Below are 23,642 nucleotides of genomic sequence, written 5' to 3' on the forward strand. Positions count from 1 at the left end.
ACGCGCTGCCTCAGAACTTGAAGCGCGACGGCTCGATCGCGTTGACGAGGTGCTCGACGTAGGTCTCGAACACATCGGCGACGCGGTATTGCTTCTCGTCGATGCGCGTGATGATCTGCGCCTCCATCACCGGCCGGCCGCCGACGAACGCGGCGAGGCGGCCGCCCACCTTCAGTTGCTCGAGCAGCTCCTGCGGGACGACGGGCAGGCCGCCCGACACGCAGATCACGTCGTACGGCGCTTTCGCGGGCCAGCCGCGCGAGCCGTCGCCGAGCGCGACTTCGACGTTCGTCACGCCGTTCTTCTTCAAGTTTTCCTCGGCGAACTGCGCGAGCTCCGGATCGATCTCGACCGTCGTCACGCGCTGGCCGCGCGCGCCGAGGAGCGCCGCCATGTAGCCGGAGCCCGCGCCGATCTCGAGCACGTTCTCGTGCTTCTTCACCGCGAGCTCCTGCAGGATGCGGGCCTCGACGCGCGGGAACAGCATCTTCTGGCCGTTCGGCAACGGCAGCTCGATGTCGGTGAACGCCAGCTCGCGGTACGCGGCCGGCACGAAGTTTTCACGCTTGACGACCGACAGCAAGCTCAAGACGTCGTGATCCAGTACGTCCCAAGGGCGGATCTGCTGTTCGATCATGTTGAAACGCGCTTTTTCGATATTCATGGTGTCATGCGGGCCTGGACGGCCGTCAGCGAGGGGACGAAGAACTTTCGAATTGTACCAAACGGGGTTGATGTCTTGCCTTCAGAACGCCTGCAGCCCGAAACCGGCTAGCGCTTGCTGTTCTTGATCTGCTGCTCGAAGGCGACGTCGAGCTTGCTCGCCTTGCGCGGCTTCTTCGGGCCGAGGCCGTCGACGAACGCGACGAAATCCTCGAGCGGCAGCGGCGCGCAGAGCTTCTCGGCGGCGCCGCTTGCCCGGTCGACGAGGTAGAAGAGGCCGCCCGGCATGCCGACCGCCGAATACTGCGGGTTGCCGGCGCGGGCTTTCAGGCGTTCGACCGCGCGGGTCGCTTGCGTGGTGCGCATCGTGCGTCAAAACGGAGTGCGATGAAACCGTCACTTTATCAACAACGCGGGCCGAGCGCGCGCCGCGCTCAGACCGTCTTCGAATAACGGTTTTCGGACGCGCCCGACAGGTATGCGTCGAACACCATCGCGATGTTGCGCACGTAGAGGCGTCCCGCCGGATGAATCGTCAGACGATCGCCGCCGATCGACAGCAGGCCGTCGCGCTCGAAGCCGCGCAGCGTGTCGAGCTCGCGCGAGAATTTGTTCGCGAAGCGCACGCCGTACGCCGCCTCGAAATGCGAGAACGGCAGCACGAGGTTGCACATCAGGTGCGAGATCACGTCGCGCCGCAGCCGGTCGTTCGCGGACAGCCTCACGCCGCGCGCGATCGGCAGGCGCTGGTCGGCGAGGGCCGCGCCGTAGCGCGGCAGATGCTTCGCGTTCTGCGCGTAGACGTCGCCGACCTTGCCGATCGACGACGCGCCGATGCCGACCAGATCGGCGTCCGCGCGCGTGCTGTAGCCCTGGAAATTGCGCTGCAGCGTGCCGTTGCGCTGCGCGCGGACGAGCTCGTCGCCCGGCCGCGCGAAATGGTCCATGCCGATGTACGCGTAGCCCGCGCGAGTGAGCCGCTCGATCGCGAGGCCGAGGAGCGCGATCCGCGTCGCGGGCGGCGGCAGCGCGGCGGCGTCGATCTGCCGCTGCATCTTGAACAGATGCGGCATGTGCGCGTAGCCGAACACGGAGAGCCGGTCTGGCTCGAGCTCGACGATCGTGTCGAGCGTGCGCGCGAAGCTCGACACCGTCTGGTGCGGCAGCCCGTAGATGAGATCGACGCTGACCGAGTGGTAGCCCGTCGCGCGCGCCGCGCGAACGAGGTCCGACGTCATCTTGAGCGGCTGCACGCGGTTGATCGCGCGCTGCACGTCGGGATCGAAGTCCTGCACGCCGAGGCTCACGCGGTTGAAGCCGATCGTGCGCAGATGAACGATCGTCGCGGGCGACGCGGTGCGCGGGTCGATCTCGATCGAGAATTCGCCCGTGCGGTCCGACGCGAGCGTGAAGTATTCGCGGGTTGCCGCCATCAGCTCGGCCGTCTCGGCGTTCGACAGGAAGGTCGGCGTGCCGCCGCCCCAATGGAGTTGCGTGACGGTCCGCTCGGGGTCGAAGAGCGCCGCCTGCAGCGCGATCTCGTGCGTCAGCTGATCGAGATAGGGCCGCGCGCGCTTGCGGTTGCGGGTCGCGATCTTGTTGCAGCCGCAGTAGAAGCACGCGGCCGCGCAGAACGGGATGTGGAAATAGAGCGACAGATCGCTTGCCGATGCGCCCGGATCGGCCGCCGCGCGGATGTAGTCGGCGGGATCGAAATCTTCGCGGAACTGCAACGCGGTGGGGTAGGACGTATAACGAGGGCCGTTCGCCGTGTATTTGGCGAGCAAGTCGGGTCGAAACAGCGCTTCGGACGGGATCGGCGGCGTCATGCTGGAAGCTCGAATCGTGCTCTGTGACGCCGGTCAGTATATAAATTGGCGCTTTCATTGAATTGTGTAATAACGTCGCAGCGGCGGATGGCACAATACGGCTTTCGTTCGACGCGGGCCCGCGATCTCGCATTTTGCGGCGGTTGCGGCTTGTTATGGGATGTTTGATGTGATGATTGGCGAAGTTGCCGTGATGTCGGGGAAGGCGCCCGCGCACGCGTGCCGCGAAGGCTGCGGCGCGTGCTGCATCGCGCCGTCGATCTCGAGCCCGATTCCCGGCATGCCGAGCGGCAAGCCGGCCGGCGTGCGCTGCGCGCAACTCGCCGACGGCGAGCGCTGCGCGATCTTCGGCCGGCCGGAGCGGCCCGCGTGCTGCTCGGGCCTCAAGCCGAGCGACGAGATGTGCGGCGCGTCGCGCGCCGACGCGCTCGCATGGCTCGCCCGCCTCGAAGCCGATACGCGGCCGGCCGCGCCGCTTGCCTCAGCAGGAGATTCCGCATGACCCAGACGAGCGCGCCCGACCGGCGCCGCTTCCTGATCGCCGCGTGCGCGGCGGCGGGCGTCACCGTGTCGCTTGCCGCGTGCGCGTCGACGTTCCCGTTCATTCCCGATCACTACACGTTCTCGCAAGGCGACGTGCAGCGCGCGGTCGCCCGCAAGTTCCCGTATCAGAAGACGGTCGCGCAGGTGATCGACGTCGCGCTCGCGAATCCGGTCGTCGGGCTGCTGCCCGACCGGAACCGCGTCGCGGTGCGGCTCGACGCGCGCTTCGGGAGCCCGTTCCTGCGCGAGCCCGTCAACGGCAAGTTCACCGTGTCGGGCCAGCTCGCGTACGACGCGCCAAGCCGCTCGGTCGTGCTGAAGGCGCCCGCCGTCGACAGCGTGAGCGTCGACGGCGACGCGCAACTCTATACGCAGCAGATCAGCGCGGCGGCTGGCCTGCTCGCGACCCAATTGCTGACCAACTATCCGATCTACACGTTCAAGCCGGAACAATTGCAATTTGCCGGCGTGAATTACGAACCCGGTACAATCACAATTCTTACAAACGGCATACGCGTGGCGATCGTCGAGAAGTGACGTCGCGCCGCGCGCGGCCGGATCGGCCGCGGCGGTTCCGTGGCCTCGGTTGATTCACTTTGGAAACGGGCCACGGATGGACTGGATACTGATTTGCAAAGCGCTGGCGCTTGGCATCGTCGAGGGACTGACCGAATTCCTGCCGGTGTCGAGCACCGGCCATTTGATCGTCGCAGGCAGCTTTCTGCGCTTTCATCCCGAGCAGGCGAAGACCTTCGACGTCGTGATCCAGTTCGGCGCGATTCTCGCGGTATGCTGGGAATACCGCCGCCGGATCGTCGACGTCGTGACCGGCCTGCCGGCGCAGCGCGAAGCCAGGCGGTTCACGATGAACGTCGTGATCGCGACGCTGCCGGCGATCGCGCTCGCGCTCCTGTTCGAGAAAACGATCAAATCGGTGCTGTTCGCGCCCGTGCCCGTTGCGGTCGCGCTCGTCGTCGGCGGCGCGGCGATCCTGTGGGTCGAAGCCCGGCAGCGCGAGCGAGGCGCGCCGGCGCGCGTGCAGTCGATCGACGAGCTGACGCCGCTCGACGCGCTGAAGGTCGGCCTAGCACAATGCTTCGCGCTGATTCCGGGGATGTCGCGGTCCGGCTCGACGATCATCGGCGGGATGCTGTTCGGGCTCGAGCGGCGCGTCGCGACCGAATTCTCGTTCTTTCTCGCGATCCCGGTGATTTTCGGCGCGACGCTGTACGAAACCGCGAAGGATTGGCGCGCGTTCAGCGTCGATTCGATCGGCCTCTTTTCGATCGGCCTCGTCGCCGCGTTCGTCAGCGCGTTCGCGTGCGTGCGCTGGCTGCTGCGCTACGTCGCGTCGCACGATTTCACCGCATTCGCGTGGTACCGGATCGCATTCGGGCTGTTCGTGCTGCTCGTCGGCTATAGCGGCTGGATCGAGTGGAGCTGAGGCCGCGGTTCTGAATTTTCGCCCGGGTAGTCGACGAGTTTGACGGCGGCGGCGAGCGAGCCGCCATCGCCGCCGTGCCGTGCGGTCGCCGCGACGCGCGGCGACCGCATTGGACGTTCAATCGACCGGATTCTCTTTCCCCGGTCTGCGCCGCGCGCGAGCCGCGCGGCGTCGCGCGTCAGCCCGCGCGCTTCCGGAACACCAGATCCCACACGCCGTGCCCGAGCCGCAGCCCGCGGCGCTCGAACTTCGTCACCGGACGATAGTCGGGGCGGGGCGCATAGTCTTGCGCGGTGTTCTCGAGCGTCGGCTCGGCGCCGAGCACCTCGAGCATCTGCTCCGCGTAGTTCTGCCAGTCGGTCGCGCAGTGCAGGTACGCGCCCGGCTTGAGCCGCGCCGCGAGCTGCGCGACGAACGGCGGCTGGATCAGCCGGCGCTTGTGGTGGCGCGCCTTGTGCCATGGGTCCGGGAAGAAGATGTGCGCGCCGTCGAGGCTGCCGGGCGCGATCATGTGCTCGAGCACTTCGACCGCGTCGTGCTGAATGATCCGGATGTTCGTCAATTGCTGCTCGCCGATCAACTTCAGCAGCGCGCCGACGCCGGGCTCGTGCACCTCGACGCCGATGAAGTCGTCGCCCGGGCGAAGCGCGGCGATCTCGGCCGTCGACGCGCCCATCCCGAAGCCGATCTCGAGCACGCGCGGCGCGCGGCGGCCGAAGATCGCGTCCCAGTCCGGCTGCGCGCTGCCGTACGGGACGACGAAGCGCGGACCGAGCTCGTCGAGCGCGCGGCGCTGGCCCGTCGACACGCGGCCGGCGCGCGTGACGAAGCTGCGGATGCGGCGGAGATGGAGCGGATTCGATTCGTCGTCGGCGTTGCCGGCTGCCGGCGCGGCGTCGATGGCCGGTGCGGAGGCTGCGTCGTTGGCGTCGTCGTGCGGCACGCCGGGGGCGTTCGGGTCGTCGTGAGTCATCGTGACAATGAAAGGCGAGTGGCGGGCGTGGCGCCGCGGCGCGCGACGGCGTCGCGTTCGACGGGCCGCCCGATACTGCGTACGAAATACGAAAAAGCCGCCTTCGACGAGGCGGCTTCGCGTGCTTCGGCGGCGGATGGCATCCACGGCCGGGAAAGTGGAGCGGGCGATGGGAATCGAACCCACGTCATCAGCTTGGGAAGCTGAGGTAATGGCCATTATACGACGCCCGCAGAACGCGTGATTCTACAGGGTTTGAAGCGGGGATGGCAATGGGCCCGGTTTGCCGACGACGGAAGCCGGTGCCTGGCCTCCGTTCGATGCATACGCCGCTGCCCGCTGCTGCTGCTGCCGCTCGACGGGCATCCTGATGCGTTGTTGTACGCGTCGCCGGCATCGTCGGACGAGCGGGCAGCGCGCATGGAACGGATATTCGCGAGCCCGCACGACGCACGACGCGCGACGCACGACGCGCGCGAGCGTCGCGCGTCGTCATCGTCCGCGTCACACGGTCAACATCACGCTTCCCATTGTCTTCCCCGTCTCGAGCTCCGCATGCGCGCGCCGCATCGGTCAGCGCATAGCGCGCGCCGATCGGCGCGACCATTCCGTCGACGAGCGCATCGAGCAGATCGCTCGCGCCGCGCGCGTACAACTCCGGATCGTTCGCGTGCGCAAGCGAGCCCGGCCGCAGGCGCGTGACCTCGCCGCCCGCCGCCTCGACGACGCCCGCGCCTTCGAAGCCGAGCACCGCGGGCAGCGACGCGACCGGGTACGGGCCGCTGCGAAAGTCGGTGTCGACGAAGTTCGCGCCAATCACCGTTTGCTCGATGCGCACGTCGAGCGGCCCCGGCGGGGAACGTCGACGTCGATGGCCTTCAGCCTTCATCGTCGAGCTGCTGCGAGGCGCGCCGGCGCTGCAGCGCGCGAGTGCGGCGGCGAAGTGAAGGGGATCGCGGAGCGACCGAGCCGGCGGCCGCGCGTCGGCCGACAGCGCGCGCGCCATGATCGCTCGGTGTCGAAAACGCTTCTGAGCGCGCGCCGCGCGGGCGTATGATCGTGCCGACTTCGATCGACGATTCCGAGCCATGTCCGACTCACGCCGCGCATCCTTTGGCACATCGCCCGACGCATCCGACGCCGCGGCGCGCATCGCCCCCGAGCGCGTCGACGCGGCCGTACGCGCGCTGTCCGGCGCCGACGCGCTGCTCGTCGCGGCGGGCGCCGGCATCGGCATCGATTCCGGGCTGCCGGATTTTCGCGGCGCGGAAGGACTGTGGCGCGCCTATCCGGCGCTCGGCCATGTCGGCTATGCGTTTCACGAGATCGCGTCGCCGCGCGCGTTTCGCGAGCGGCCGCGCCTCGCATGGGGCTTCTACGGCCATCGGCTCGCGATGTATCGCGCGGTCGTCCCGCATGAGGGATTCGGCATCCTGCGGCGCTGGGCCGGGGCAATGCGCAACGGCGCATTCGTGTTCACGAGCAACGTCGACGGCCACTTTCAGAAAGCGGGCTTCGATGCCGAGCGGATCGTCGAGATCCACGGCTCGATCCATGCGATGCAGTGTCTGCGCCCGTGCTCGGCGCACACCTGGAGCGCCGCGTCGTTCGTGCCCGTCGTCGACGAGCCCGCGTGCAGTCTCGTCGGCGATGTCCCCACGTGTGCGCATTGCGGCGGAATCGCGCGGCCGAACATCCTGATGTTCGACGATGCCGAATGGCTCGGCGCGCGCTACGACGCGCAGCACGATGCGTTGCGCGACTGGCTCGCGCGCGCGGGGCGCGTGGTGGTGGTCGAAGTCGGGGCCGGGACGGCGGTGCCGACGGTGCGCTTCTTCAGCGAGCGAATCGGCGACGACGTGATCCGAATCAATCTTCGCGAAGCGCATGCGCGGCGAGCCGACGTGATCGGACTGCCGGGCGGCGCGCTCGAGACGCTGCGCGCGCTCGATGCCGCGTGGCGGCGAGACTGACGAGCGGCCGCCCGCGCCGCCGCGCGCCCGTCACGGTTGCGCGACGAGCCCTTGAACCAGGTCGAGCGCGCGCGGCGAGCCCAATCCCGTCACGTAGTCGTAGCCGCCGCTCGCGGTGCAAACCATCCCGCAGGTGCCATTGGAGCCCGACGTCACGTCGTGATAGTCGCTGCCGTACGCGGACTTGCCGGCCGTGTAGAGCAGGTTGTACGAGCCGGCGAGCTTCGCTTTGCCGGCGGCGGCGCGCATCGAGTTCGCGATCGCGAAGAGCGCCGCCCATTGGGGCGCGCCCGCGCTCGTGCCGCCGACGACGAACCATCCCGACTGCCCTTGGTAGGTCACCGAGTCGTACACCGCGAAGCCCGAGCTCGGATTCGCGTTGTAGGCGACGTCGGGCACGCCGCGGCTGCCCGCGTACGGAATCGGCCACAGCGCCTGTCCGGACGGCTCCGGCTCGTACGTGCCGACGCCGCCGCCGCTGCCGCTCCACGCGGTTTCGCCGATGTAGTTGCCGGACGCGTCGGCGGACAGCGTCGTGCCGCCGACCGCGACGACGTACGGCGACACGGCCGGATATTCGGTGCCGTTGCCGCTGTCGCCGGACGATGCGACGAACGTGACGCGCTGCGGCGAGCTGAAGTGGCCGTCGAAGCCCGTCTCCCCGCTGAACTCGCTGCCGCCGAAGCTCATCGAGACGACGGATGCGCCGGCGCCGACCGCGGCGTCGACCGCGGTCATCAGGTCGTTGAGGCTGTTCGACGCCGCCTCGACGAGCACGATTTTCGCTTTCGGCGCGATCGCGTGCACCCATTCGACGTCGAGCGACATTTCGAGCGACCAGCCTGCGTCGGCGCGCGGCTTGCCGCCGCTCGCGTAGATCTTCTTGAAGCAGCCGTTCAGCGTCGTGCACGGCGGCAGCGAGAAGTTCTTGCTGAACACGCCGAGATCGGATTCGATCCTCGGATCGTCGTAGGCGTCGACGATCGCGACCACCATGCCGTCGCCCTGATTCGCGATCGAATCGAAGCCGTATGCGTGCCGCACGGCGGCGGGCGCGAGGCCTGCGACGCCGGTGGTCGAGAAGCGCGTCGGATTCGTGTGGAACGGCGGTCGCGCGTAGCCTTTCGGCACGCGGGTGCCTTCGACGTACGAGGGCGAATGGCCGTCGCCTTGCGCGAGCGCGGCCGACGTCGCGAATGCCTGAATGCATGCGGCCGCCATCAGGACGGACAGCAAGGGTTTGTTTTTCATGTTGAATTCTCCATATCAATAAATGGAGTGGTCTGTTTGAATTCTACGGGGCGGAAAATTTTTTTTGTATAGGAATGAGAGAATTGAGGGAATTCCCCGAGCCCATTTCGATATTCAGAGGATGGGGATCGTTGTTCTTTTCGAATCGATCGGACGGCTCGGGAGATTGGCGGTGGCGGGCGATCGTCAAGCGGCGGGGAATGCGTTGGAACGGGCCGTGCGATATCCGGAATAACCCAGGGGAGAGTTTCTTGATAATCCGAATGGTTGATTTATTGGTTTTTCGATTGCGTTTTATTTGACGCTTCGAAAATAGAACGAACGGAAGTTTTATTCGGGATTTTTTCATGACGATGACGAACGGTCGAAGCGGTGCCGCCGATGCGGCCGGCGAGCGAAACCGCGGGCGCATTCGGGGGGGGCGGCCGATATCGCGCGCGTCGGCCGATTGCCGGACATCCCGCAATCCGCATAAAGTTGAGCGTGCGCGACCGATGCGGGCGCGTCCGGCGTCACGCGCCGCCGAGGCGGCGCGGGATGCGCGGCCCTTGCCGCATGGGCCGCACGGGCCGCGCGCGGATCTTCCCCGTCAATCATGAGGTACGGCCTTGTTCTATTCGATCGTCGCGATCTTCGTCGGCGCCGGGCTCGGCGCGCTGCTGCGCTGGTTCCTGAGCCTCGGTCTCAACGCGATCTTCCCCGACGTGCCGCTCGGCACGCTCGCATCTAACCTGATCGGCGGTTATCTGGTCGGCCTCGCGGTCGTCGCGTTCACGACGCGGGCGGGGCTGCCGCCCGAATGGCGGCTCTTCGTGATCACGGGCTTCATGGGCGGGCTCACGACGTTCTCGACGTACTCGGTCGAAGTGATGACGCACGCGGCTCAGGGCGAGTTCGGCTGGGCGCTCGCCGTGGCTGCCCTACACTTGATAGGTTCGTTCACATTGACGGGGCTCGGCATGTGGACCGCGCGGGCGTGGCTCGCGCCGGCCTGACCGGCGCCGGCGGAGGCGGCTATGGACGCGATCTTCCTGCGTTTTTACGTACACGAGAATCACCGGCTGCACTGGAAGCCGCTCTGGGAATGGCTGCTCGAGGAGGCGAACCGGATGGGCATCGGGGGCGGCTCCGCGTTTCGCGCGATGGCCGGGTTCGGCCAGCACCGGGTGCTGCACGAGGACCGCTTCTTCGAGCTGCAGGGCTCGCTTGCGATCGAGATCGAATTCATCGTCACGGCCGAAGAGGCGCAGCGGCTCGTCGAGCGCGTGTCGCGCGAGAAGGTGCGCGTGTGCTACGCGACGATTCCCGCGCGCTTCGGCGTGATCGACAATCTCGGCGACGGCGCGCCGGCCGCCGCTGATTCGCCGAAGGGATAGCGCGTCAGATTCCGAACAGCGTGAGCGACACCGCCGCGCGCGTGACGACCATGATCAGCACCTGGACGATCACGAACAGCAGGATCGGCGACAGGTCGATGCCGCCGAGATGCGGGATCAGCCGGCGCAGCGGGTTCAGGAACGGCGCCGTCAGCTGATACAGGATCGCCATCGCGGGCGAGCGCGGATTCAGCCACGACAGCAGCGCCATCAGGATCGTCAGCCACAGCACGAGATTGAGCGCCCACTTCACGACGGTCAGCAGCGCGACGATGAGGATCGTCGGGATGATCGACAGCGCGTCGACGCCCGCCATCGTCACCATCAGCGCGACGTAGACGAGCGACGTGACGACGGCTGCGGCGATGCTCGCCCAGTCGACGCCGCGCACGCCCGGGACGATATGCCGCAGCGGCAGCACGATCCAGTTCGTGGCCTGCAGCACGGCCTGCGTGACGGGGTTGTACGGCGGCACGCGCACGGCCTGCAGCCAGACGCGCAGGATCAGCGCGGCGCCGAACAGCGTGAAGACGGTATTGAGCAGAAAGCGGGCGATCTCGCCGAACATCTTTGAATCCTTTTCGTTATCCAGGCCAGTCGGGTAGCGTGCCGTCGCCGCCCGTGGGCGGCGCGCATCGGGCGTCACCTTATCACGGCTCGCCGCGGGCGGGGCGTGCGAGGTCGAGCGAACGTGCGAGCGATGCGTCGACGGCTTGCTCGAGCGCGTCGAGCGACGGGGGCGGCGACGCGCGCTTGCGCGCGAGCGCGACCGCGCGACGGGTGTTGAGGGCATAGAGCGTCGCGTGGTCGCCGCCGAGCGATTCGAGGAGCGCGAGCTGCCGCTCCACGATACCGACGTCGCCGCGCGACACGGGCCCCGCGAGCGCGTTCGCGAGCCCCTTGTCGCGCGCCGTTTCGATCGTGCCGGCGAGCATCGGCAGCAGTGCGCGCAGCGCGTCGCCCTCGGCGAAGCCGAGCGAGCGCCACAGCTCGACGCATTCGGCGAGATTGCAAAGCGCGAAGCTCGCCGCGTAGTTGGCGGCCGCGTGATAGAGCATCCGGCCGCCCGCCGGGATCGACAGCGGATGGCAGCCGAGCGCGGCCGCGAGCGCGACGAGCGCGTCCTTCAGCGCGCCGTCGGCCTCGATCGTCACCGAGCAGCCGTCGATCCGCGCGAGATCGGCGTCGCCGCCGCCGAACAGATAGAGCGGATGGAAGCCTCCCGTCGCCGCGCCCTGCGCGCGTGCGGGCGCGAGTAGCTCGACGCTCGACGCGCCGCTGCAGTGGACGAGCGCCTGAGCGCCCGCGCGCGCCGGCGAGAAGCGCAGCTCGGCGGCGATTCGGCCGAGCGCGTCGTCGGGCGCGGTGATGAAGACGAGGTCGGCGGCGTCGACGACAGCCTGCGGCGAATCGACCGCCGCGCAGCGCGCGCCGGGCGTCGCGCTTGCGCGATGGCCGTCGTGGCCGGCGGGTGCGGCTGCGGCGGCAGCGGCGGCGACGCGCACGGCGAGATCGGCGTCGATCTGCGCGGCGAGCGCCGCGGCCGACGCGTTCGAACGGCTCGCGATCGCGGTGACGGCGTACCCGGCGCGCGCGAAGCGGCGGGCGACGCAGCGGGCAAGGCGGCCCGCGCCGATGAAGCCGATGCGGGGCGTGGCGGACAAGGACATGGCGGCGATCCGTAATCTGCGGCAAACCGTCAGTATCGCGTATTCGGTCACGACGGCGTTCGCTCTGGCCCCAAGGCGGCTCGCTTTAGGGGGCGGAACGAGGGGCGGGGTCGTCCGTCTCGCGCCGTCCACAAGCTGTCTCTAATTTGTAATCGTTCATTACCGTTCGCCGGACGGGCGGCGGGGCCCGCCGAGCGGCGCGTTCGGCGACTTCCCGCCATCCGCCGAATTGCCGCCGGATCGCACCCGCGCGGCGGCGTCCGATTTCGCGCATCGCCGCGCCGCGAGGCTTTGTGCAATTGCAATTTGCAACAAATGGGCGTGGCTCGCGATCCCGGATTTCGCTACATTCGTCTCATGCGGCAAGCATGCCGTCGCTGTTGATGTGGCGGGCACCGAAGCCCGCCGCCAGGAGAACCAAAGTGAAAAAGCTCATTCCGTTGATCGCCGTCGCAGCACTGGGCCTCGGGGCTGCGGCCGCCGCGCAGGCGCACGTGTCGATCGGTGTCGGCATCGGGGTGCCGATCGCGCCGGCTTACCCGGTCTATGCCGCGCCGCCGCCCGTTTATTACGCGCCGCCCCCGCCGCCCGTCGTCTACGCGCCGGCGCCCGTGTACTACGGGCCGCCCGCCGTCGTGGTCGGCGGCGGCTACTACGGCTACGGCCGCCCGTACTGGCGTCATCACGGCTACTACGGCCGTCCGTACTGGCGTCGCTGATCACTGACGTCGACGCGCCGCCCGGCCGGCGGCGCGCCTGATGCCACGGCGCGGCACGGCGAAGGTTCGTGCCGCGCCGTTTTCCTTTCGGGCTGCTGCGCGAGTCGAGCGAAGCTGGGACAATGATTGTTCCCTCGTCCAACGATGCGTTTTTCGCTCTCGCCGCCATGCCTGTTCAATCCGCCTCCGATCTCGTTCTCCCGACCTTCGCCGACGTGACCGACGCAGCCGCCAGGCTTGCCGGCGTCGCGCATCGCACGCCCGTCCTCACGTCGAGCACCGCCGACGCGCACACCGGCGCGACGATCTTCTTCAAGTGCGAGAACTTCCAGCGGATGGGCGCGTTCAAGTTCCGCGGCGCGTACAACGCGATCTCGCACTTCGACGCCGAGCAGCGCCGCGCGGGCGTGCTCACGTATTCGTCCGGCAACCACGCGCAGGCGATCGCGCTCGCCGCGCGCCTCGCGGGCATCCGCGCGACGATCGTGATGCCGCACGACGCGCCCGCCGCGAAGGTCGCGGCGACGAAAGGCTACGGCGGCGAAGTCATCACCTACGATCGCTACACCGAAAACCGCGAGGAGATCGGCGCGCGGCTCGCGCAGGAGCGCGGGATGACGCTCGTGCCGCCGTACGACCATCCGCACGTGATCGCGGGGCAGGGGACGGCCGCGAAGGAACTGATCGACGAAGTCGGCGAGCTCGACCTGCTCGTCGCGCCGCTCGGCGGCGGCGGGCTGCTCGCGGGCAGCGCGCTGTCGGCCGCCGCGCTCGCGGCCGGCTGCGCGGTGATCGGCGTCGAGCCGGAAGCGGGCAACGACGCGCAGCAGTCGCTCGCGCGCGGCGAGGTCGTGCACATCCCCGCGCCGCGGACGATCGCGGACGGCGCGGCGTCGACGCACGTCGGCGCGTACAACTTTCCGATCATCCAGAGGCTCGTCAAGCAGGTCGTCACGGTCAGCGACGCGCAATTGATCGACACGATGCGATTCTTCGCGCAGCGGATGAAGGTGGTCGTCGAGCCGACGGGCTGCCTCGGCGCGGCCGCGGTGCTCGACGGCGTGCTGCCCGTCGCGGGCAAGCGCATCGGCGTGATCGTGAGCGGCGGCAACGTCGATCTGGCGCGCTACGGCGAGTTCCTGCGCGGGTGAGCGGGGGGATGGGCGGCGGCGGTGCGCCGCCCGTTGCCTGAAACGTTCGCGCGCACGCGACGGGCGTGCATGCGATGCTGGCGGGCGTGATGATCGACCGGCGGTGCGGTGCGGTGCGGTGTCGTGCTCGTCGGCGGGCGTGCGTGTGCGAGCGACATCCTGCGCGGCGGGTCGATTCGGTCGGCGATGCGATGCCGCTCGGCACGGATGCCTCCGATGGACGCCGAGCGGACGGCCGCGAAGCGGCTTGTTTCTTGATCGCGGTGGCCGTGTCGGTGTCGGTGGCGGCTCGGCGCGAGAGGCCGACGCGCGTGGAAGGGGCGCGCGAAAGGGGCGCGCGGATCGCCGTGCGCCGCCTCGCGGGCGAGGCTGGCGAGGCTGGCGAGGCGGGTGTCAAGCCGCCGCGTTCAGGATCAGGTCGCGATAGCCGCCGACGATCACGCTGTACGAGAAATACGCGAAGAGCAGCGCGGACACGACGTGGCACGCGCGCATCAGTCCCGCGCCCGCGCGCTTGCGGCCCTGGCTCGCGAGCGTGCAGAGAAAGAGCGTCCAAGCGAGCCCGCCGAGGAAGAAGCCCGACAGGAATATGGATGCCGTCGAGGGCGTCGTCGCGCCGGCCTTCGCGATCAGCGCGCCGCCGACCGCCGCGAACCACAGGATCGCCGACGGCGACGACATCGCGAGCAACATGCCGCGCGCGAAATGGCGCCAGGTGCTCGCTTGAACGGGCGCGGCGGGCGTGTCGTTGCCGCCGGTGGCGGGCGCCGGCGCGGGAAGGAGCGCCTCGCGCGCCATCTTCCATGTGAGGACGAGCAGCACCGCGCCGCCGCCGAGCCATACGGCCCAGCGCACTGCCTCGAACTGCAGCAGCACGGCCATCCCGGCGAGCGCGAGCGCCGCATAGACGAGATCGCCGATGCACGAGCCGATGCCGAGCCAGAAGCCCTGCTTGAATCCGTGCGACAGCGTGAGCGACAACATCGCGACGTTCGCGATGCCGATGTCGAGGCAAAGGGAAAGCGACAGGAAAAAGCCGTCGGACAACATCGACGTGGGCGCGAAGCTCATCATGGGGTGTGTCGTTATCGAAGATTGGAGGCGCGCCGGCTCACGACAGGCCGATTTCGGTCCACAGGCGATCGACGCGCGCCTTCACGGCGGCGTCCATCTCGATCGGCCGGCCCCATTCGCGCTGCGTTTCGCCCGGCCACTTGTTGGTCGCGTCGAGTCCCATCTTCGAGCCGAGGCCCGCGACGGGCGACGCGAAATCGAGATAGTCGATCGGCGTGTTCTCGACGAGCACGGTGTCGCGCGCCGGATCGACGCGCGTCGTGATCGCCCAGATCACTTCCTTCCAGTCGCGCACGTTCACGTCCTCGTCGACGACGACGATGAATTTCGTATACATGAACTGCCGCAGGAAGCTCCAGACGCCGAACATCACGCGCTTCGCGTGGCCCGCGTAGCTCTTCTTCATCTGGACGATCGCCATTCGGTAGCTGCAGCCTTCGGGCGGCAGATAGAAGTCGGTGATCTCGGCGAATTGCTTCTGCAACAGCGGCACGAACACCTCGTTCAGCGCGACGCCGAGCACGGCCGGCTCGTCGGGCGGCTTGCCGGTGTAGGTCGAGTGGTAGATCGCGTCGCGGCGCATCGTGATCCGCTCGACCGTGAAGACCGGAAACCATTCCCGCTCGTTGTAGTAGCCGGTGTGGTCGCCGTACGGGCCTTCGAGCGCGTGCTCGTAGGCGGCCGCGGCGCCCGCGGCCGGGCGCGGCGGCGCGCCTTCGGGCGCCGCCGCGGGCGAGCCCTGCTGCGGATGGATGAAGCCTTCGAGCACGATCTCGGCGCGCGCGGGCACCTGCAGCGTGTCGACGCCGGGCGTCAGGCATTTCGCGAGCTCGGTGCGCGCGCCGCGCAGGAGCCCGGCGAACTGGTATTCGGACAACGTGTCGGGTACGGGCGTGACGGCGCCGAGCGTCGTCGCCGGATCGGCGCCGAGCACGACGGCGACCGGATACGGCTGGCCGGGATGCTTGAGCGCGAATTCGCGGAAGTCGAGCGCGCCGCCGCGATGCGCGAGCCAGCGCATGATCAGTTTGTTGCGTCCGATCAGCTGCTGCCGGTAGATGCCGAGATTCTGGCGCGTCTTGTTCGGCCCGCGCGTGACCGTGAGGCCCCACGTGAGAAGCGGGCCGGCATCGCCCGGCCAGCAGGTCTGGATCGGCAGCTTGTGCAGGTCGACGTCGGCGCCTTCCCAGACGATTTCCTGGCACGGCGGCGCGGACACCGTCTTCGGGCCCATGTCCCACACGGCCTTCGCGAGCGACAGCAGCTTGCCCGCGTCCTTCAGGCTCTTCGGCGGATCGGGCTCCTTGAGCGCGGACAGCAGCCGGCCGATGTCGCGCAGCGACGCGAGCGCCGCTTCGTCGTCGGCGTCGACGCCCATGCCGAGCGCGACGCGCCGTGGCGTGCCGAACAGGTTGCCGAGCACCGGAAACCGGTAGCCCGTCGGCGCGTCGAACAGGAGCGCGGGGCCGCCCGCGCGCAGCACGCGGTCGCAGAGCTCGGTCATTTCGAGCACGGGCGACACGGGTTGCGCGACGCGCCGTAACTCGCCGCGCTGTTCGAGGCTGTGGATGAAATCGCGTAAGTCTTTGTATTTCATGAAGGATGTCCGGGCCGCGCGCGGCAGGCGGGCGGCGGTGGGGGGCGGGCACGGCGTCCGCCCGGAAACGAGCGCCGATTTTACCCGGCCGGACGGCCAAGCGATGAAAACGCAAAAAATGGCGGCGGATCTGAACGCCAGACGGCACGAGGCTCCCGATTCCGACCCGTAACAAATCATTACTTTTTGTTATGAAATCGTATTTCTATAGTGTTGACGATCTATAAAACCCTGCTAGAATCCGCTCACATTGGTTGCAGGCCCCAGTGTTGAACCTTCAATCCCCGGTCCTATAGACGCAACGCGTCGCCGTCCGCCGATACCTGCACGGCCTTCTGACGGTCTGTTTGTTGTCCTAGCCAGCGCCCAGTCGACGCTGGTTTTTTGCGTAGGAGCCTCGCGCGTCCGCTTGCCGCAAGTGCAGGCCTTGTTTCGACGTGGCTCCGAACGGTACTTATACCGTTTCTCCGATACCGATGCGGTCCGACCAAGACGCTCGGTGTCTTGATTCCGCGGCAGCGCGTCATGTCTCGTCTCGAGCGCCGAGCGAGCCGCATGAATCATGTCCATGGAGGATCTGAATGAATGCTTGGTTATCGTGGCGTCCCAGTGAGCGGCATGCGCAGCTGTTGCGCGCAGCGCTGCGTCGCGGGACGCGTGTCAGTCACCATCTATTCAGCGTGGTCGGTTGTTGTGCGGTAGCGATCGGGCTTGCGCTGTGGCTGCTGCCCAACGTGCGCGGCACGCTCGCAGCGAAAGTCATGCCGTTCGTGTCGGCGGCCGTGCAGGCCGGTCCGGCGCGGCTTCTCACCGGTCATCCGGTGCCTGCTTTCGGCCCGGCGAACGCCGAAGAAAGCGAATCGATCAGCGCGGACGCAACGCCCTCGTCGACGGCCTCGCCCGTCGACGCCGCCGCGACCCTCGACGCCGCGCGCAACGGCCCGTCGCCCGTGTCGCTCGCGAAGCTCATCCCGATGCAGCGAGTCGCCGCCGACGCGCGCGACGACCGCGCGCTCGCGTCGAACCGCGAACAGGCGCTCGTCGCCACGTACCTCGCGCGCCGCTATCGTGTCGCGCAGGAGCCCGTCGGCCAGCTCGTCAAGGCGGCGTTCGAGACGGGGCGCGACGTCGGGCTCGACCCGCTGCTGATCCTCGCCGTGATGGCGATCGAATCCGGCTTCAATCCTTATGCGGAAAGCGGCGTCGGGGCCCAGGGCCTGATGCAGGTGATGTCGAAGGTGCATTCGGACAAGTTCGAGTATTTCGGCGGCACCGATGCCGCGCTGCAGCCGCTCGTCAACATCCAGGTCGGCGCGCTCGTGCTGAAGGACTGCATCGCGCGTGGCGGCTCGCTCGCGGGCGGGCTGCGTCTGTACGTCGGCGCGACGACGCCCGACGACGGCGGCTACGGCGCGAAGGTGGTCGGCGAGCGCGACCGGCTGCGCGACGTCGCGCGCGGCCGCAAGGTGTCGATCTACGCGTCGCAGCAGCCGGCGCAGGGCGCGGTGACGGTCACGACCGTGTCGACGTCGGGTGCGACGCAAAAGCGCGTGCGCACGACGCTCGACGGCGCGCACCCGCTGACGATCAAGTCAGCCACCGCGCCGAAGGCGCCGCAGCAGGACGACGCGAGCGTCGACACGGCGGCGAAGCACGATGCCGCCGCTTCGGAGCTCGGCACCTGACGACGCGCGAACGGCGGATTCGCCGCAGCGGCAGGTTGCTTCGGCCGCGAGCGCGAGTGGGTGGAAGATCGGGAATCATCGAAAAGGCCGGGTCCTGTGTTGAGCGGGGCTCGGCCTTTTTGCCTTTGCGGGCGGCGACGGTGGTGCGTCATGAATGCAACTAACCGAAGGCGACGCGGTGGTGGCGCAGTGACGCTGAATTGTTGCGATTTGTTGCGACTGTGGCCGGCCGTGCGAATTGCGCCGGAGTCCGAAGTCTTCGACTTTCAAGCTTCGGGCTTCCGAAGCGTCGAACAGTCGGGCCGAAGCGTACGCCGCGACGACAGATGCGAAAACCGACAAATAAAGAAGCGCGAAAGCGAAAGAGGCGGGCGCCACGCTATAAATAGCGTGCGACCTGCCGCGCACGACGGGCGCGATCGACTCGCTACGCGCGCGGCGGGCTTGCGCATGAGGTTGCGCGTTAGCGCACAGCCGTCGCCCGTTCTATCGTCCGAAGAGCGTGCCGAGACGCTCGACGGCCTCCTCGAGCCGTGAGTACGCGGTCGCATAGGACAGCCGGATATAGTCGCGCGGCGCATGGACACCGAAATCCATTCCCGGCACGAGCACCACGCCCGCGTCATGCAGCATCGCGTTCACGAGCGCGGCGCTGTTTCCCGCCGCAGGGTGCGCGACGCCGCCGCATTGCGCGTAGACGTAGAACGCGCCGTCCGGCATCACGGGCACCTTGAAGCCGAGCGATTCGATCGCCGGCACGATGAAGTCGCGGCGGCGCTGGAATTCGGCGCGGCGCGCCTCGTAGATGTCGAGCGTGTCCGGTTCGAAGCACGCGAGCGCCGCGTGCTGCGCGAGCGCCGACGGGCAAATGAACAGATTCTGCGCGAGCTTTTCGAACGCGCCGACGAGCGCGGGCGGCACGACGAGCCAGCCGAGCCGCCAGCCCGTCATGTTGAAATATTTCGAGAAACTGTTGACGGTGACGACGTCGTCGCCGAACGACAGCGCGGAGACGGGCGCGCCGTCGTAGCTCAGGCCCTGGTAGATCTCGTCGACGATCGTGAAGCCGCCGCGTGCGCGCACCGCGTCGACGATCCGGCCGAGCTCGGCCGGATCGAGCGACGTGCCCGTCGGGTTCGACGGCGACGCGAGCAGCACGCCGCGCGTGCGCTCGCCCCAGCGCGTCTTCACGTCGTTCGCGGTCAGCTGGAAGCGGGCTTCGGGGCCGCTCGGCACGAGCACCGCGCGGCCTTCAGCCGTCGCCACGAAGTGGCGATTGCACGGGTAAGACGGATCGGGCATCAGTACTTCGTCGTCGCGCCCGACGAGCGCGAGGCACGCGAGCAGCAGCGCGGCCGACGCGCCTGCCGTCACCACGATCCGTTCCGGCTCGATCGACAGGCCGTACGCACGCGCGTAGTGCGCGGCGATCGCCTCGCGCAGCGGCGCGATGCCGAGCGCACTCGTGTATTGCGTGACGCCGCGGCGCAGCGCCGCGGCGGCCGCCTCGACGACGGGCTCCGGCGCGGTGAAATCCGGTTCGCCGATGCTCATGTGAATGATGTCGCGGCCGGCGCGCTCGAGAACGGCGGCCTCCTTGACGATTTCCATCACGTAGAACGGCTCGATCGCGTCGACGCGCGACGCAAGCCTCAGGAGCGAATCGGCAGCGGTATTCATCGTCGAATCAAAGCGGTGCGGAAAGAGCGAAAAGCGGGCGCGCGCCGCGCGCCCGCGAAGGGGGTTACGCGTCGCGTCGCGCGTGCGTTTCGGCCGGGCGCAGCTTGACGGCCAGCTTGTCGAGCACGCCGTTCACGTACTTGTAGCCGTCCGAGCCGCCGAACGTCTTCGCGAGCTCGACGGCTTCGTTGATGATCACGCGGTACGGCGTTTCGATCTGATGCGTGAGCTCGTACGTCGCGATCAGCAGCACCGCGCGCTCGACGGGCGACAACTGATCGATCGGACGGTCGAGATTCGGCGAGATCGCCTCGGCAAGCGTCGCATGCTCGCGGATCACGCCATGCAGGATCGTGTCGAGCAGCGTCTTGTCAGCCTTGTCGTAACCCAGCGCGCCGCGCAATTGCGCGTCGATCTCGCCCGGCGCCGCGTTCGACAGCAGCCACTGATACAGGCCCTGCGTCGCCAGCTCGCGCGATTGTCGGCGGGCGCTCTTCTTCATGCGCGCTCCTCTTCGTCTTCGTCGCCCTCGTCTTCGTCCTCTTCGTCTTCATCGTCGCTCAGTTGATCGAGCGTCATCGTGAGGTTCGCCATCTCGATGGCGACGCGCGCGGCGTCGCGGCCCTTTTCGGTCATCCGGGCGATCGCCTGCTCGTCGGTTTCGGTCGTGAGGACGGCGTTCGCGATCGGCGTGTTGAAGTCGAGCGCGATGCGCGTGATGCCTGCGCCGCTCTCGTTCGACACGAGCTCGAAGTGATACGTCTCGCCGCGGATCACCGCGCCGAGCGCGATCAGCGCGTCGAACTGGTTGCTTTCCGCGAGCTTTTGCAGCGCGAGCGGGATTTCGAGCGCGCCCGGAACCGTCACGAGCAGCACGTCTTCGCCGGAGACGCCGAGGCGCTCCAGCTCTTCGACGCACGCGTCCGCGAGGCCGTTGCAAACGGGTTCGTTGAAGCGCGATTGAACGATGCCGATACGCAGGCCATCGCCTTCGAGGTTCGGTTGATATTGTCCGATTTCCATATTCTTTCCGTGGAGTGGATGAGCGGTGATAGGGGCTGCAGCACAGGCTGACAACGGTACGACACTACGACACGAAACCGTCACGCGGCGTCGCAGGCGGATGCCGCGCCGCCCGGCATCGGCGCGAAGCCGGTGACTTCGAGACCGTAGCCGGACATGCTGCCGAGCTTGCGCGGATTCGACAGCACCTGCATCTTGCCGACGCCGACGTCGCGCAAAATCTGCGCGCCGATGCCGAACGTCTTGAAATCGACCGGCCGGCGCTTGAGCACGGCCGCCTTTTCCTTCTCGTCGAACGCGCGGAACACGTCGACGAGATGCTCGCTCGTGTCGCCGCAGTTCAGGAGCACGATCACGCCGAGCTCGCGCGAGGCGATTTCCTTCATCGCGGCGTCGAGCGTCCACGAGTGGGTCGACACGCCGGTCTCGAGCAGGTCGAGCACCGACAGCGGCTCGTGCACGCGCACGGGCGTTTCGTCGTGCGGCGCGGGCTTGCCGCGCACGAGCGCGATGTGCGGCGAGCCCGTCGGGTGATCGCGGTACAGCACCGCCTTGAACGGGCCGTGCGCGGTCTGCATCGTGCGCTCGGCGACGCGCTCGACGATCGATTCGGTGCGGCTGCGATAGTGGATCAGATCGGCGATCGTGCCGATCTTCAGGCCGTGCTCCTTGCCGAATTCGATCAGGTCCGGCAGGCGCGCCATCGTGCCGTCGTCCTTGATGATCTCGCAGATCACCGCGGCGGGCGTCAAGCCCGCGAGCGCGGTCAGGTCGCAGCCCGCCTCGGTGTGGCCCGCGCGCACGAGCACGCCGCCCGGCTGCGCCATGATCGGGAACACGTGGCCCGGCTGCACGATGTGCTCGGCGCGCGTGTCGTGCGCGACCGCCGTTGCGATCGTGCGCGCGCGGTCCGCGGCCGAGATGCCCGTCGTCACGCCTTCGGCCGCCTCGATGCTGACCGTGAACGCGGTGCCGTACTGGGTGCCGTTGCGATACGTCATGAGCGGCAGGTTGAGCTGCTTGCAGCGCTCCTGCGTGAGCGTGAGGCAGATCAGGCCGCGGCCGTAGCGGGCCATGAAGTTGATCGCTTCCGGCGTGACGAACTCGGCGGCGAGCACGAGGTCGCCCTCGTTTTCGCGGTCTTCTTCGTCGACGAGGATCACCATCCGGCCGGCTTTGAGCTCGGCAATGATGTCGGGCGTGGAGGCGAGCGTCATAAAAGGATCAGGGCAAGGGAAAGCGCGTATTTTACGCCACGCCGGCCGGGTTTTAGACGGATGCGGCGAGGGCGGCCGGCGCGTTGGCCGAATGGCCGACGGCGGCGCGTGCGACGATGCGGCCGGATAGCCCGGCGGCGGCCGTCCGGCGGGTGTTTGCGAGCGTCGGTAAAGATCGGCGCGCGATGCGTCGCGCACGGCGAGCAGGCGTAAAGGGCGCCATGCGCGCGCCGAAGAGCCGATCGTTCCGATGCCCGGTCGCGCGCGCATGCGTCGCACCCCGGGCGCGTCCGGCGGCGCGCGGCGCCGGACGTGGCGGGGCGGGCGCTTATTTCGGCGCGGTCGTCATCCGCTCGACATACCGCGCGATTATGTTGAGTCTGGCCGGAAAGGCTTACTCGGCATGGCGCGGGGGTCGAAAGTGCACGCGTATACCGTCAAGTAGCGGTGGCTGAAGCGAGACTGCAATGGATAGCACGAGACGCAACACATGCCTTGCCTCACTCCGTCGGCGCCGAGGGCAATTAGTACTTCCGTTGCTCACCGCTTTGGCTCCCACACATATCCCGCCTTGGTCAACCGGGTCACCCAGGCGCCGCGTTTTCCGTGCTGTGCCATCAGTCGAACAAGGCGGCGTCGAAATGTCGTGTCGCGTTTGGCGCCTGCGTACGCCTCGGCAAGATCCTGTAGCGCGCGGAAAGCCTGGTCGTAGGACGACCCTGATCCACGCAGGAGCTTCGAATCGATGGCGGACCACGCACTGTCCTCGTCTTCGAGAAGCGATGTCAGGTAGCCTGCGCGCTCCGTCTTGCGCCGTGCTTCAGCAGCTTCGCGCGCTTCACGTTCCCTTTGCTCGCGGACTTCACGATGAAAACAGACCCGCGCCTCAATTTCGCCTACACGTCGTAGTTCAGGGCTCGTGACGCGATTGGGAAGCCTTGTCTGCTCCCACGTGAGGAACCTGCGCCGAAGGGTTCGCTCGGCTTCCTGGCTTCGTCCTTCGAGCAGCATGCGTAGTGCTGCCCGCATTTCATCTTCCGTCAACTCGAGCAGCCAAGGATCGAACCGGTCATCATCCCCGGATCCAGCAGCCTGTGGAGGGCTCGTTTCTGCTGCGGCGGCGAGCCAGTCCGGATCGAGCATCAGGAATTCAGCGAGGGCGTTCTGTGCAGGTGTCAGTGTCTTGAGTCCGTCCGGCAATGGCGGTTCACTGTCATCGTCGCGCAACTCGCCATTACCTATCCGCGCTAGCCAGCCGAGATAAAGCGGGCGTGTATCGCCTCTGAGCAGTTCATCGCGGATGGGTAGCAGCCGGGCCATCCACCCTGCGCCGTCTGCTTCTTCCGAGAAGCGAAGGTGTTCTCCAGAGTCGTCGTTGAACCACCAGTCGAGGAGGCAATGTTCGCCAGTGTCGATTGCGTTGAACGTCTTCGCAAATTGCGACGGTGCCGCGCGCCCCTTGCGACCGGTGTAATCGAGCAGCGACCGAGCATTGAATATTGCCCGTGGCAGTCGCAACAGAAGGCGGCAGCTCCCCCAGTTGGCTGAATAGACATGGGCGTCGAAGTAGCGCTCTACCCAGTCGAGCGGATCGCCTTTGAGGTTGCCCCAGTGATATTCATTGACGAAGCTCGAGGCTGTGATCGTTGCACGCGTTGAGCGGGTTCGCAACTCAGCCTGCTGTTGCCCAGTAAGCGGTCGGTCGACTGCGGCAAATTCGTAGTATTGGTATTCGCTCACGTTTCAATATTCATTTCGGGGCAATCGGTTGTCG

At 67.7% G+C, this 23,642-nt stretch carries 24 protein-coding genes, 1 tRNA gene and 1 pseudogene; 10 read left to right on the forward strand and 16 right to left on the reverse strand.

All coding sequences use genetic code 11. The annotated features are described in order from the left end of the window. Positions 1-10 precede the first annotated feature (10 nt). The 3 genes from WS91_RS28060 to hemN all read right to left on the reverse strand — a co-directional run bounded on the left by WS91_RS28060 (position 11) and on the right by hemN (position 2,492). Complete coding sequence (locus tag WS91_RS28060) at positions 11-664, reverse strand: protein-L-isoaspartate O-methyltransferase family protein (protein WP_038745782.1); 654 nt, start codon at positions 662-664, stop codon at positions 11-13. Between the two features lie 107 nt (positions 665-771). Then, positions 772-1,029 (reverse strand): hypothetical protein, encoded by a 258-nt coding sequence (locus WS91_RS28065; protein ID WP_038745780.1) that lies wholly within the window; start codon positions 1,027-1,029, stop codon positions 772-774. Between the two features lie 68 nt (positions 1,030-1,097). Continuing rightward, entirely contained in the window at positions 1,098-2,492 is a 1,395-nt protein-coding gene (gene hemN, locus WS91_RS28070; protein WP_038745776.1) for an oxygen-independent coproporphyrinogen III oxidase, read from the reverse strand. Positions 2,493-2,664: 172 nt separating this feature from the next. On the opposite strand from hemN, the gene WS91_RS28075 reads away from it, so the two are divergent. The 3 genes from WS91_RS28075 to WS91_RS28085 all read left to right on the forward strand — a co-directional run bounded on the left by WS91_RS28075 (position 2,665) and on the right by WS91_RS28085 (position 4,479). Beyond that, positions 2,665-2,994: a YkgJ family cysteine cluster protein gene (locus WS91_RS28075; RefSeq protein WP_038745838.1), complete on the forward strand. Its 330-nt coding sequence runs from the start codon at positions 2,665-2,667 to the stop codon at positions 2,992-2,994. Beyond that, on the forward strand, positions 2,991-3,572 hold the full coding sequence (locus tag WS91_RS28080) for a DUF1439 domain-containing protein (protein ID WP_059583624.1): 582 nt from the start codon (positions 2,991-2,993) through the stop codon (positions 3,570-3,572). Before WS91_RS28075 ends, WS91_RS28080 begins: the two co-directional genes overlap by 4 nt. Positions 3,573-3,648: 76 nt before the next feature. Then, positions 3,649-4,479, forward strand: a complete 831-nt coding sequence (locus tag WS91_RS28085; protein ID WP_059583626.1) for an undecaprenyl-diphosphate phosphatase — start codon at positions 3,649-3,651, stop codon at positions 4,477-4,479. Positions 4,480-4,657: 178 nt separating this feature from the next. On the opposite strand, the gene trmB is transcribed toward WS91_RS28085, so the two are convergent. The 3 genes from trmB to WS91_RS38050 form a co-directional block, all read right to left on the reverse strand. Then, positions 4,658-5,452 carry a tRNA (guanosine(46)-N7)-methyltransferase TrmB gene (gene trmB, locus WS91_RS28090; RefSeq protein WP_059671452.1) on the reverse strand — a complete coding sequence of 265 codons (795 nt, stop codon included), beginning with the start codon at positions 5,450-5,452 and terminating at the stop codon, positions 4,658-4,660. A 158-nt stretch (positions 5,453-5,610) separates the two neighbouring features. Further along, positions 5,611-5,685: transfer RNA gene (locus WS91_RS28095), tRNA-Gly, on the reverse strand. Continuing rightward, positions 5,643-6,341 (reverse strand): alcohol dehydrogenase catalytic domain-containing protein, encoded by a 699-nt coding sequence (locus tag WS91_RS38050; protein WP_442854983.1) that lies wholly within the window; start codon positions 6,339-6,341, stop codon positions 5,643-5,645. Before WS91_RS38050 ends, WS91_RS28095 begins: the two co-directional genes overlap by 43 nt. Between WS91_RS38050 and WS91_RS28105 the strand changes: the two are divergent. After that, positions 6,283-7,425, forward strand: a pseudogene (locus WS91_RS28105) (SIR2 family NAD-dependent protein deacylase). The gene WS91_RS38050 and the pseudogene WS91_RS28105 sit on opposite strands and share 59 nt — an antisense overlap. Positions 7,426-7,455: 30 nt before the next feature. Here the strand turns inward: WS91_RS28105 and WS91_RS28110 are convergent. Further along, complete coding sequence (locus tag WS91_RS28110; RefSeq protein ID WP_038745769.1) at positions 7,456-8,676, reverse strand: S53 family peptidase; 1,221 nt, start codon at positions 8,674-8,676, stop codon at positions 7,456-7,458. A gap of 608 nt (positions 8,677-9,284) precedes the next feature. Here WS91_RS28110 and crcB point away from each other — a divergent pair. Continuing rightward, positions 9,285-9,671 (forward strand): fluoride efflux transporter CrcB, encoded by a 387-nt coding sequence (gene crcB / locus WS91_RS28115; RefSeq protein ID WP_059645001.1) that lies wholly within the window; start codon positions 9,285-9,287, stop codon positions 9,669-9,671. Positions 9,672-9,692: 21 nt separating this feature from the next. After that, the gene (locus tag WS91_RS28120; RefSeq protein WP_038745767.1) at positions 9,693-10,052 is read left to right on the forward strand and encodes a DUF190 domain-containing protein; all 360 of its coding nucleotides are present in this window, start codon (positions 9,693-9,695) and stop codon (positions 10,050-10,052) included. Between the two features lie 4 nt (positions 10,053-10,056). On the opposite strand, the gene WS91_RS28125 is transcribed toward WS91_RS28120, so the two are convergent. Next, positions 10,057-10,620 (reverse strand): YggT family protein, encoded by a 564-nt coding sequence (locus WS91_RS28125; RefSeq protein WP_059580349.1) that lies wholly within the window; start codon positions 10,618-10,620, stop codon positions 10,057-10,059. 82 nt (positions 10,621-10,702) lie between these two features. Beyond that, positions 10,703-11,722, reverse strand: a complete 1,020-nt coding sequence (locus WS91_RS28130) for a Rossmann-like and DUF2520 domain-containing protein (RefSeq protein WP_059671454.1) — start codon at positions 11,720-11,722, stop codon at positions 10,703-10,705. Between the two features lie 422 nt (positions 11,723-12,144). On the opposite strand from WS91_RS28130, the gene WS91_RS28135 reads away from it, so the two are divergent. Together WS91_RS28135 and WS91_RS28140 are read left to right on the forward strand one after the other, a co-directional pair. Continuing rightward, positions 12,145-12,441: a hypothetical protein gene (locus WS91_RS28135; RefSeq protein WP_059580363.1), complete on the forward strand. Its 297-nt coding sequence runs from the start codon at positions 12,145-12,147 to the stop codon at positions 12,439-12,441. 167 nt (positions 12,442-12,608) lie between these two features. Then, positions 12,609-13,592, forward strand: coding sequence for a threo-3-hydroxy-L-aspartate ammonia-lyase (locus tag WS91_RS28140; RefSeq protein WP_038745761.1), 984 nt, complete (start codon positions 12,609-12,611; stop codon positions 13,590-13,592). Positions 13,593-13,985: 393 nt separating this feature from the next. Here the strand turns inward: WS91_RS28140 and WS91_RS28145 are convergent, their stop codons facing one another. Continuing rightward, the gene (locus tag WS91_RS28145) at positions 13,986-14,666 is read right to left on the reverse strand and encodes a LysE family translocator (protein ID WP_186448569.1); all 681 of its coding nucleotides are present in this window, start codon (positions 14,664-14,666) and stop codon (positions 13,986-13,988) included. A gap of 37 nt (positions 14,667-14,703) precedes the next feature. After that, positions 14,704-16,263 (reverse strand): UbiD family decarboxylase, encoded by a 1,560-nt coding sequence (locus WS91_RS28150; RefSeq protein WP_038745759.1) that lies wholly within the window; start codon positions 16,261-16,263, stop codon positions 14,704-14,706. On the opposite strand from WS91_RS28150, the gene WS91_RS36485 reads away from it, so the two are divergent. Continuing rightward, positions 16,235-16,435, forward strand: a complete 201-nt coding sequence (locus tag WS91_RS36485; RefSeq protein WP_156432537.1) for a hypothetical protein — start codon at positions 16,235-16,237, stop codon at positions 16,433-16,435. The two genes, WS91_RS28150 and WS91_RS36485, sit on opposite strands and share 29 nt — an antisense overlap. 409 nt (positions 16,436-16,844) lie before the next feature. After that, positions 16,845-17,948, forward strand: a complete 1,104-nt coding sequence (locus tag WS91_RS28155) for a lytic transglycosylase domain-containing protein (protein WP_059580356.1) — start codon at positions 16,845-16,847, stop codon at positions 17,946-17,948. Between the two features lie 486 nt (positions 17,949-18,434). On the opposite strand, the gene WS91_RS28160 is transcribed toward WS91_RS28155, so the two are convergent. From WS91_RS28160 to WS91_RS34835, 5 genes are all read right to left on the reverse strand, one after another. Then, positions 18,435-19,628, reverse strand: a complete 1,194-nt coding sequence (locus tag WS91_RS28160) for a pyridoxal phosphate-dependent aminotransferase (protein WP_059671455.1) — start codon at positions 19,626-19,628, stop codon at positions 18,435-18,437. A gap of 64 nt (positions 19,629-19,692) precedes the next feature. Further along, positions 19,693-20,130: a transcription antitermination factor NusB gene (gene nusB / locus WS91_RS28165; protein ID WP_038745753.1), complete on the reverse strand. Its 438-nt coding sequence runs from the start codon at positions 20,128-20,130 to the stop codon at positions 19,693-19,695. After that, on the reverse strand, positions 20,127-20,651 hold the full coding sequence (ribH, locus tag WS91_RS28170) for a 6,7-dimethyl-8-ribityllumazine synthase (protein WP_059644987.1): 525 nt from the start codon (positions 20,649-20,651) through the stop codon (positions 20,127-20,129). The genes nusB and ribH overlap by 4 nt, the downstream gene beginning before the upstream one ends. 80 nt (positions 20,652-20,731) lie before the next feature. Further along, entirely contained in the window at positions 20,732-21,868 is a 1,137-nt protein-coding gene (ribBA, locus tag WS91_RS28175; RefSeq protein WP_059584417.1) for a bifunctional 3,4-dihydroxy-2-butanone-4-phosphate synthase/GTP cyclohydrolase II, read from the reverse strand. A 540-nt stretch (positions 21,869-22,408) separates the two neighbouring features. Further along, positions 22,409-23,608, reverse strand: coding sequence for a hypothetical protein (locus WS91_RS34835; RefSeq protein WP_231752108.1), 1,200 nt, complete (start codon positions 23,606-23,608; stop codon positions 22,409-22,411). Between the last annotated feature and the right edge of the window lie 34 nt (positions 23,609-23,642).

The organism is Burkholderia sp. MSMB1498, from assembly GCF_001526245.1.
In the GTDB taxonomy this organism is placed as follows: domain Bacteria; phylum Pseudomonadota; class Gammaproteobacteria; order Burkholderiales; family Burkholderiaceae; genus Burkholderia; species Burkholderia savannae.

Bases quoted from the DNA above. Each gene is read 5' to 3' on its own strand.
- WS91_RS28060 (WP_038745782.1), bottom strand. From the start codon at position 664: ATGAATATCGAAAAAGCGCGTTTCAACATGATCGAACAGCAGATCCGC.
- WS91_RS28065 (WP_038745780.1), bottom strand. From the start codon at position 1,029: ATGCGCACCACGCAAGCGACCCGCGCGGTCGAACGCCTGAAAGCCCGC.
- hemN (WP_038745776.1), bottom strand. From the start codon at position 2,492: ATGACGCCGCCGATCCCGTCCGAAGCGCTGTTTCGACCCGACTTGCTC.
- WS91_RS28075 (WP_038745838.1), top strand. From the start codon at position 2,665: ATGATTGGCGAAGTTGCCGTGATGTCGGGGAAGGCGCCCGCGCACGCG.
- WS91_RS28080 (WP_059583624.1), top strand. From the start codon at position 2,991: ATGACCCAGACGAGCGCGCCCGACCGGCGCCGCTTCCTGATCGCCGCG.
- WS91_RS28085 (WP_059583626.1), top strand. From the start codon at position 3,649: ATGGACTGGATACTGATTTGCAAAGCGCTGGCGCTTGGCATCGTCGAG.
- trmB (WP_059671452.1), bottom strand. From the start codon at position 5,452: ATGACTCACGACGACCCGAACGCCCCCGGCGTGCCGCACGACGACGCC.
- WS91_RS38050 (WP_442854983.1), bottom strand. From the start codon at position 6,341: ATGAAGGCTGAAGGCCATCGACGTCGACGTTCCCCGCCGGGGCCGCTC.
- WS91_RS28110 (WP_038745769.1), bottom strand. From the start codon at position 8,676: ATGAAAAACAAACCCTTGCTGTCCGTCCTGATGGCGGCCGCATGCATT.
- WS91_RS28120 (WP_038745767.1), top strand. From the start codon at position 9,693: ATGGACGCGATCTTCCTGCGTTTTTACGTACACGAGAATCACCGGCTG.
- WS91_RS28125 (WP_059580349.1), bottom strand. From the start codon at position 10,620: ATGTTCGGCGAGATCGCCCGCTTTCTGCTCAATACCGTCTTCACGCTG.
- WS91_RS28130 (WP_059671454.1), bottom strand. From the start codon at position 11,722: ATGTCCTTGTCCGCCACGCCCCGCATCGGCTTCATCGGCGCGGGCCGC.
- WS91_RS28140 (WP_038745761.1), top strand. From the start codon at position 12,609: ATGCCTGTTCAATCCGCCTCCGATCTCGTTCTCCCGACCTTCGCCGAC.
- WS91_RS28145 (WP_186448569.1), bottom strand. From the start codon at position 14,666: ATGATGAGCTTCGCGCCCACGTCGATGTTGTCCGACGGCTTTTTCCTG.
- WS91_RS36485 (WP_156432537.1), top strand. From the start codon at position 16,235: ATGAAATCGCGTAAGTCTTTGTATTTCATGAAGGATGTCCGGGCCGCG.
- WS91_RS28150 (WP_038745759.1), bottom strand. From the start codon at position 16,263: ATGAAATACAAAGACTTACGCGATTTCATCCACAGCCTCGAACAGCGC.
- WS91_RS28155 (WP_059580356.1), top strand. From the start codon at position 16,845: ATGAATGCTTGGTTATCGTGGCGTCCCAGTGAGCGGCATGCGCAGCTG.
- WS91_RS28160 (WP_059671455.1), bottom strand. From the start codon at position 19,628: ATGAATACCGCTGCCGATTCGCTCCTGAGGCTTGCGTCGCGCGTCGAC.
- nusB (WP_038745753.1), bottom strand. From the start codon at position 20,130: ATGAAGAAGAGCGCCCGCCGACAATCGCGCGAGCTGGCGACGCAGGGC.
- ribH (WP_059644987.1), bottom strand. From the start codon at position 20,651: ATGGAAATCGGACAATATCAACCGAACCTCGAAGGCGATGGCCTGCGT.
- ribBA (WP_059584417.1), bottom strand. From the start codon at position 21,868: ATGACGCTCGCCTCCACGCCCGACATCATTGCCGAGCTCAAAGCCGGC.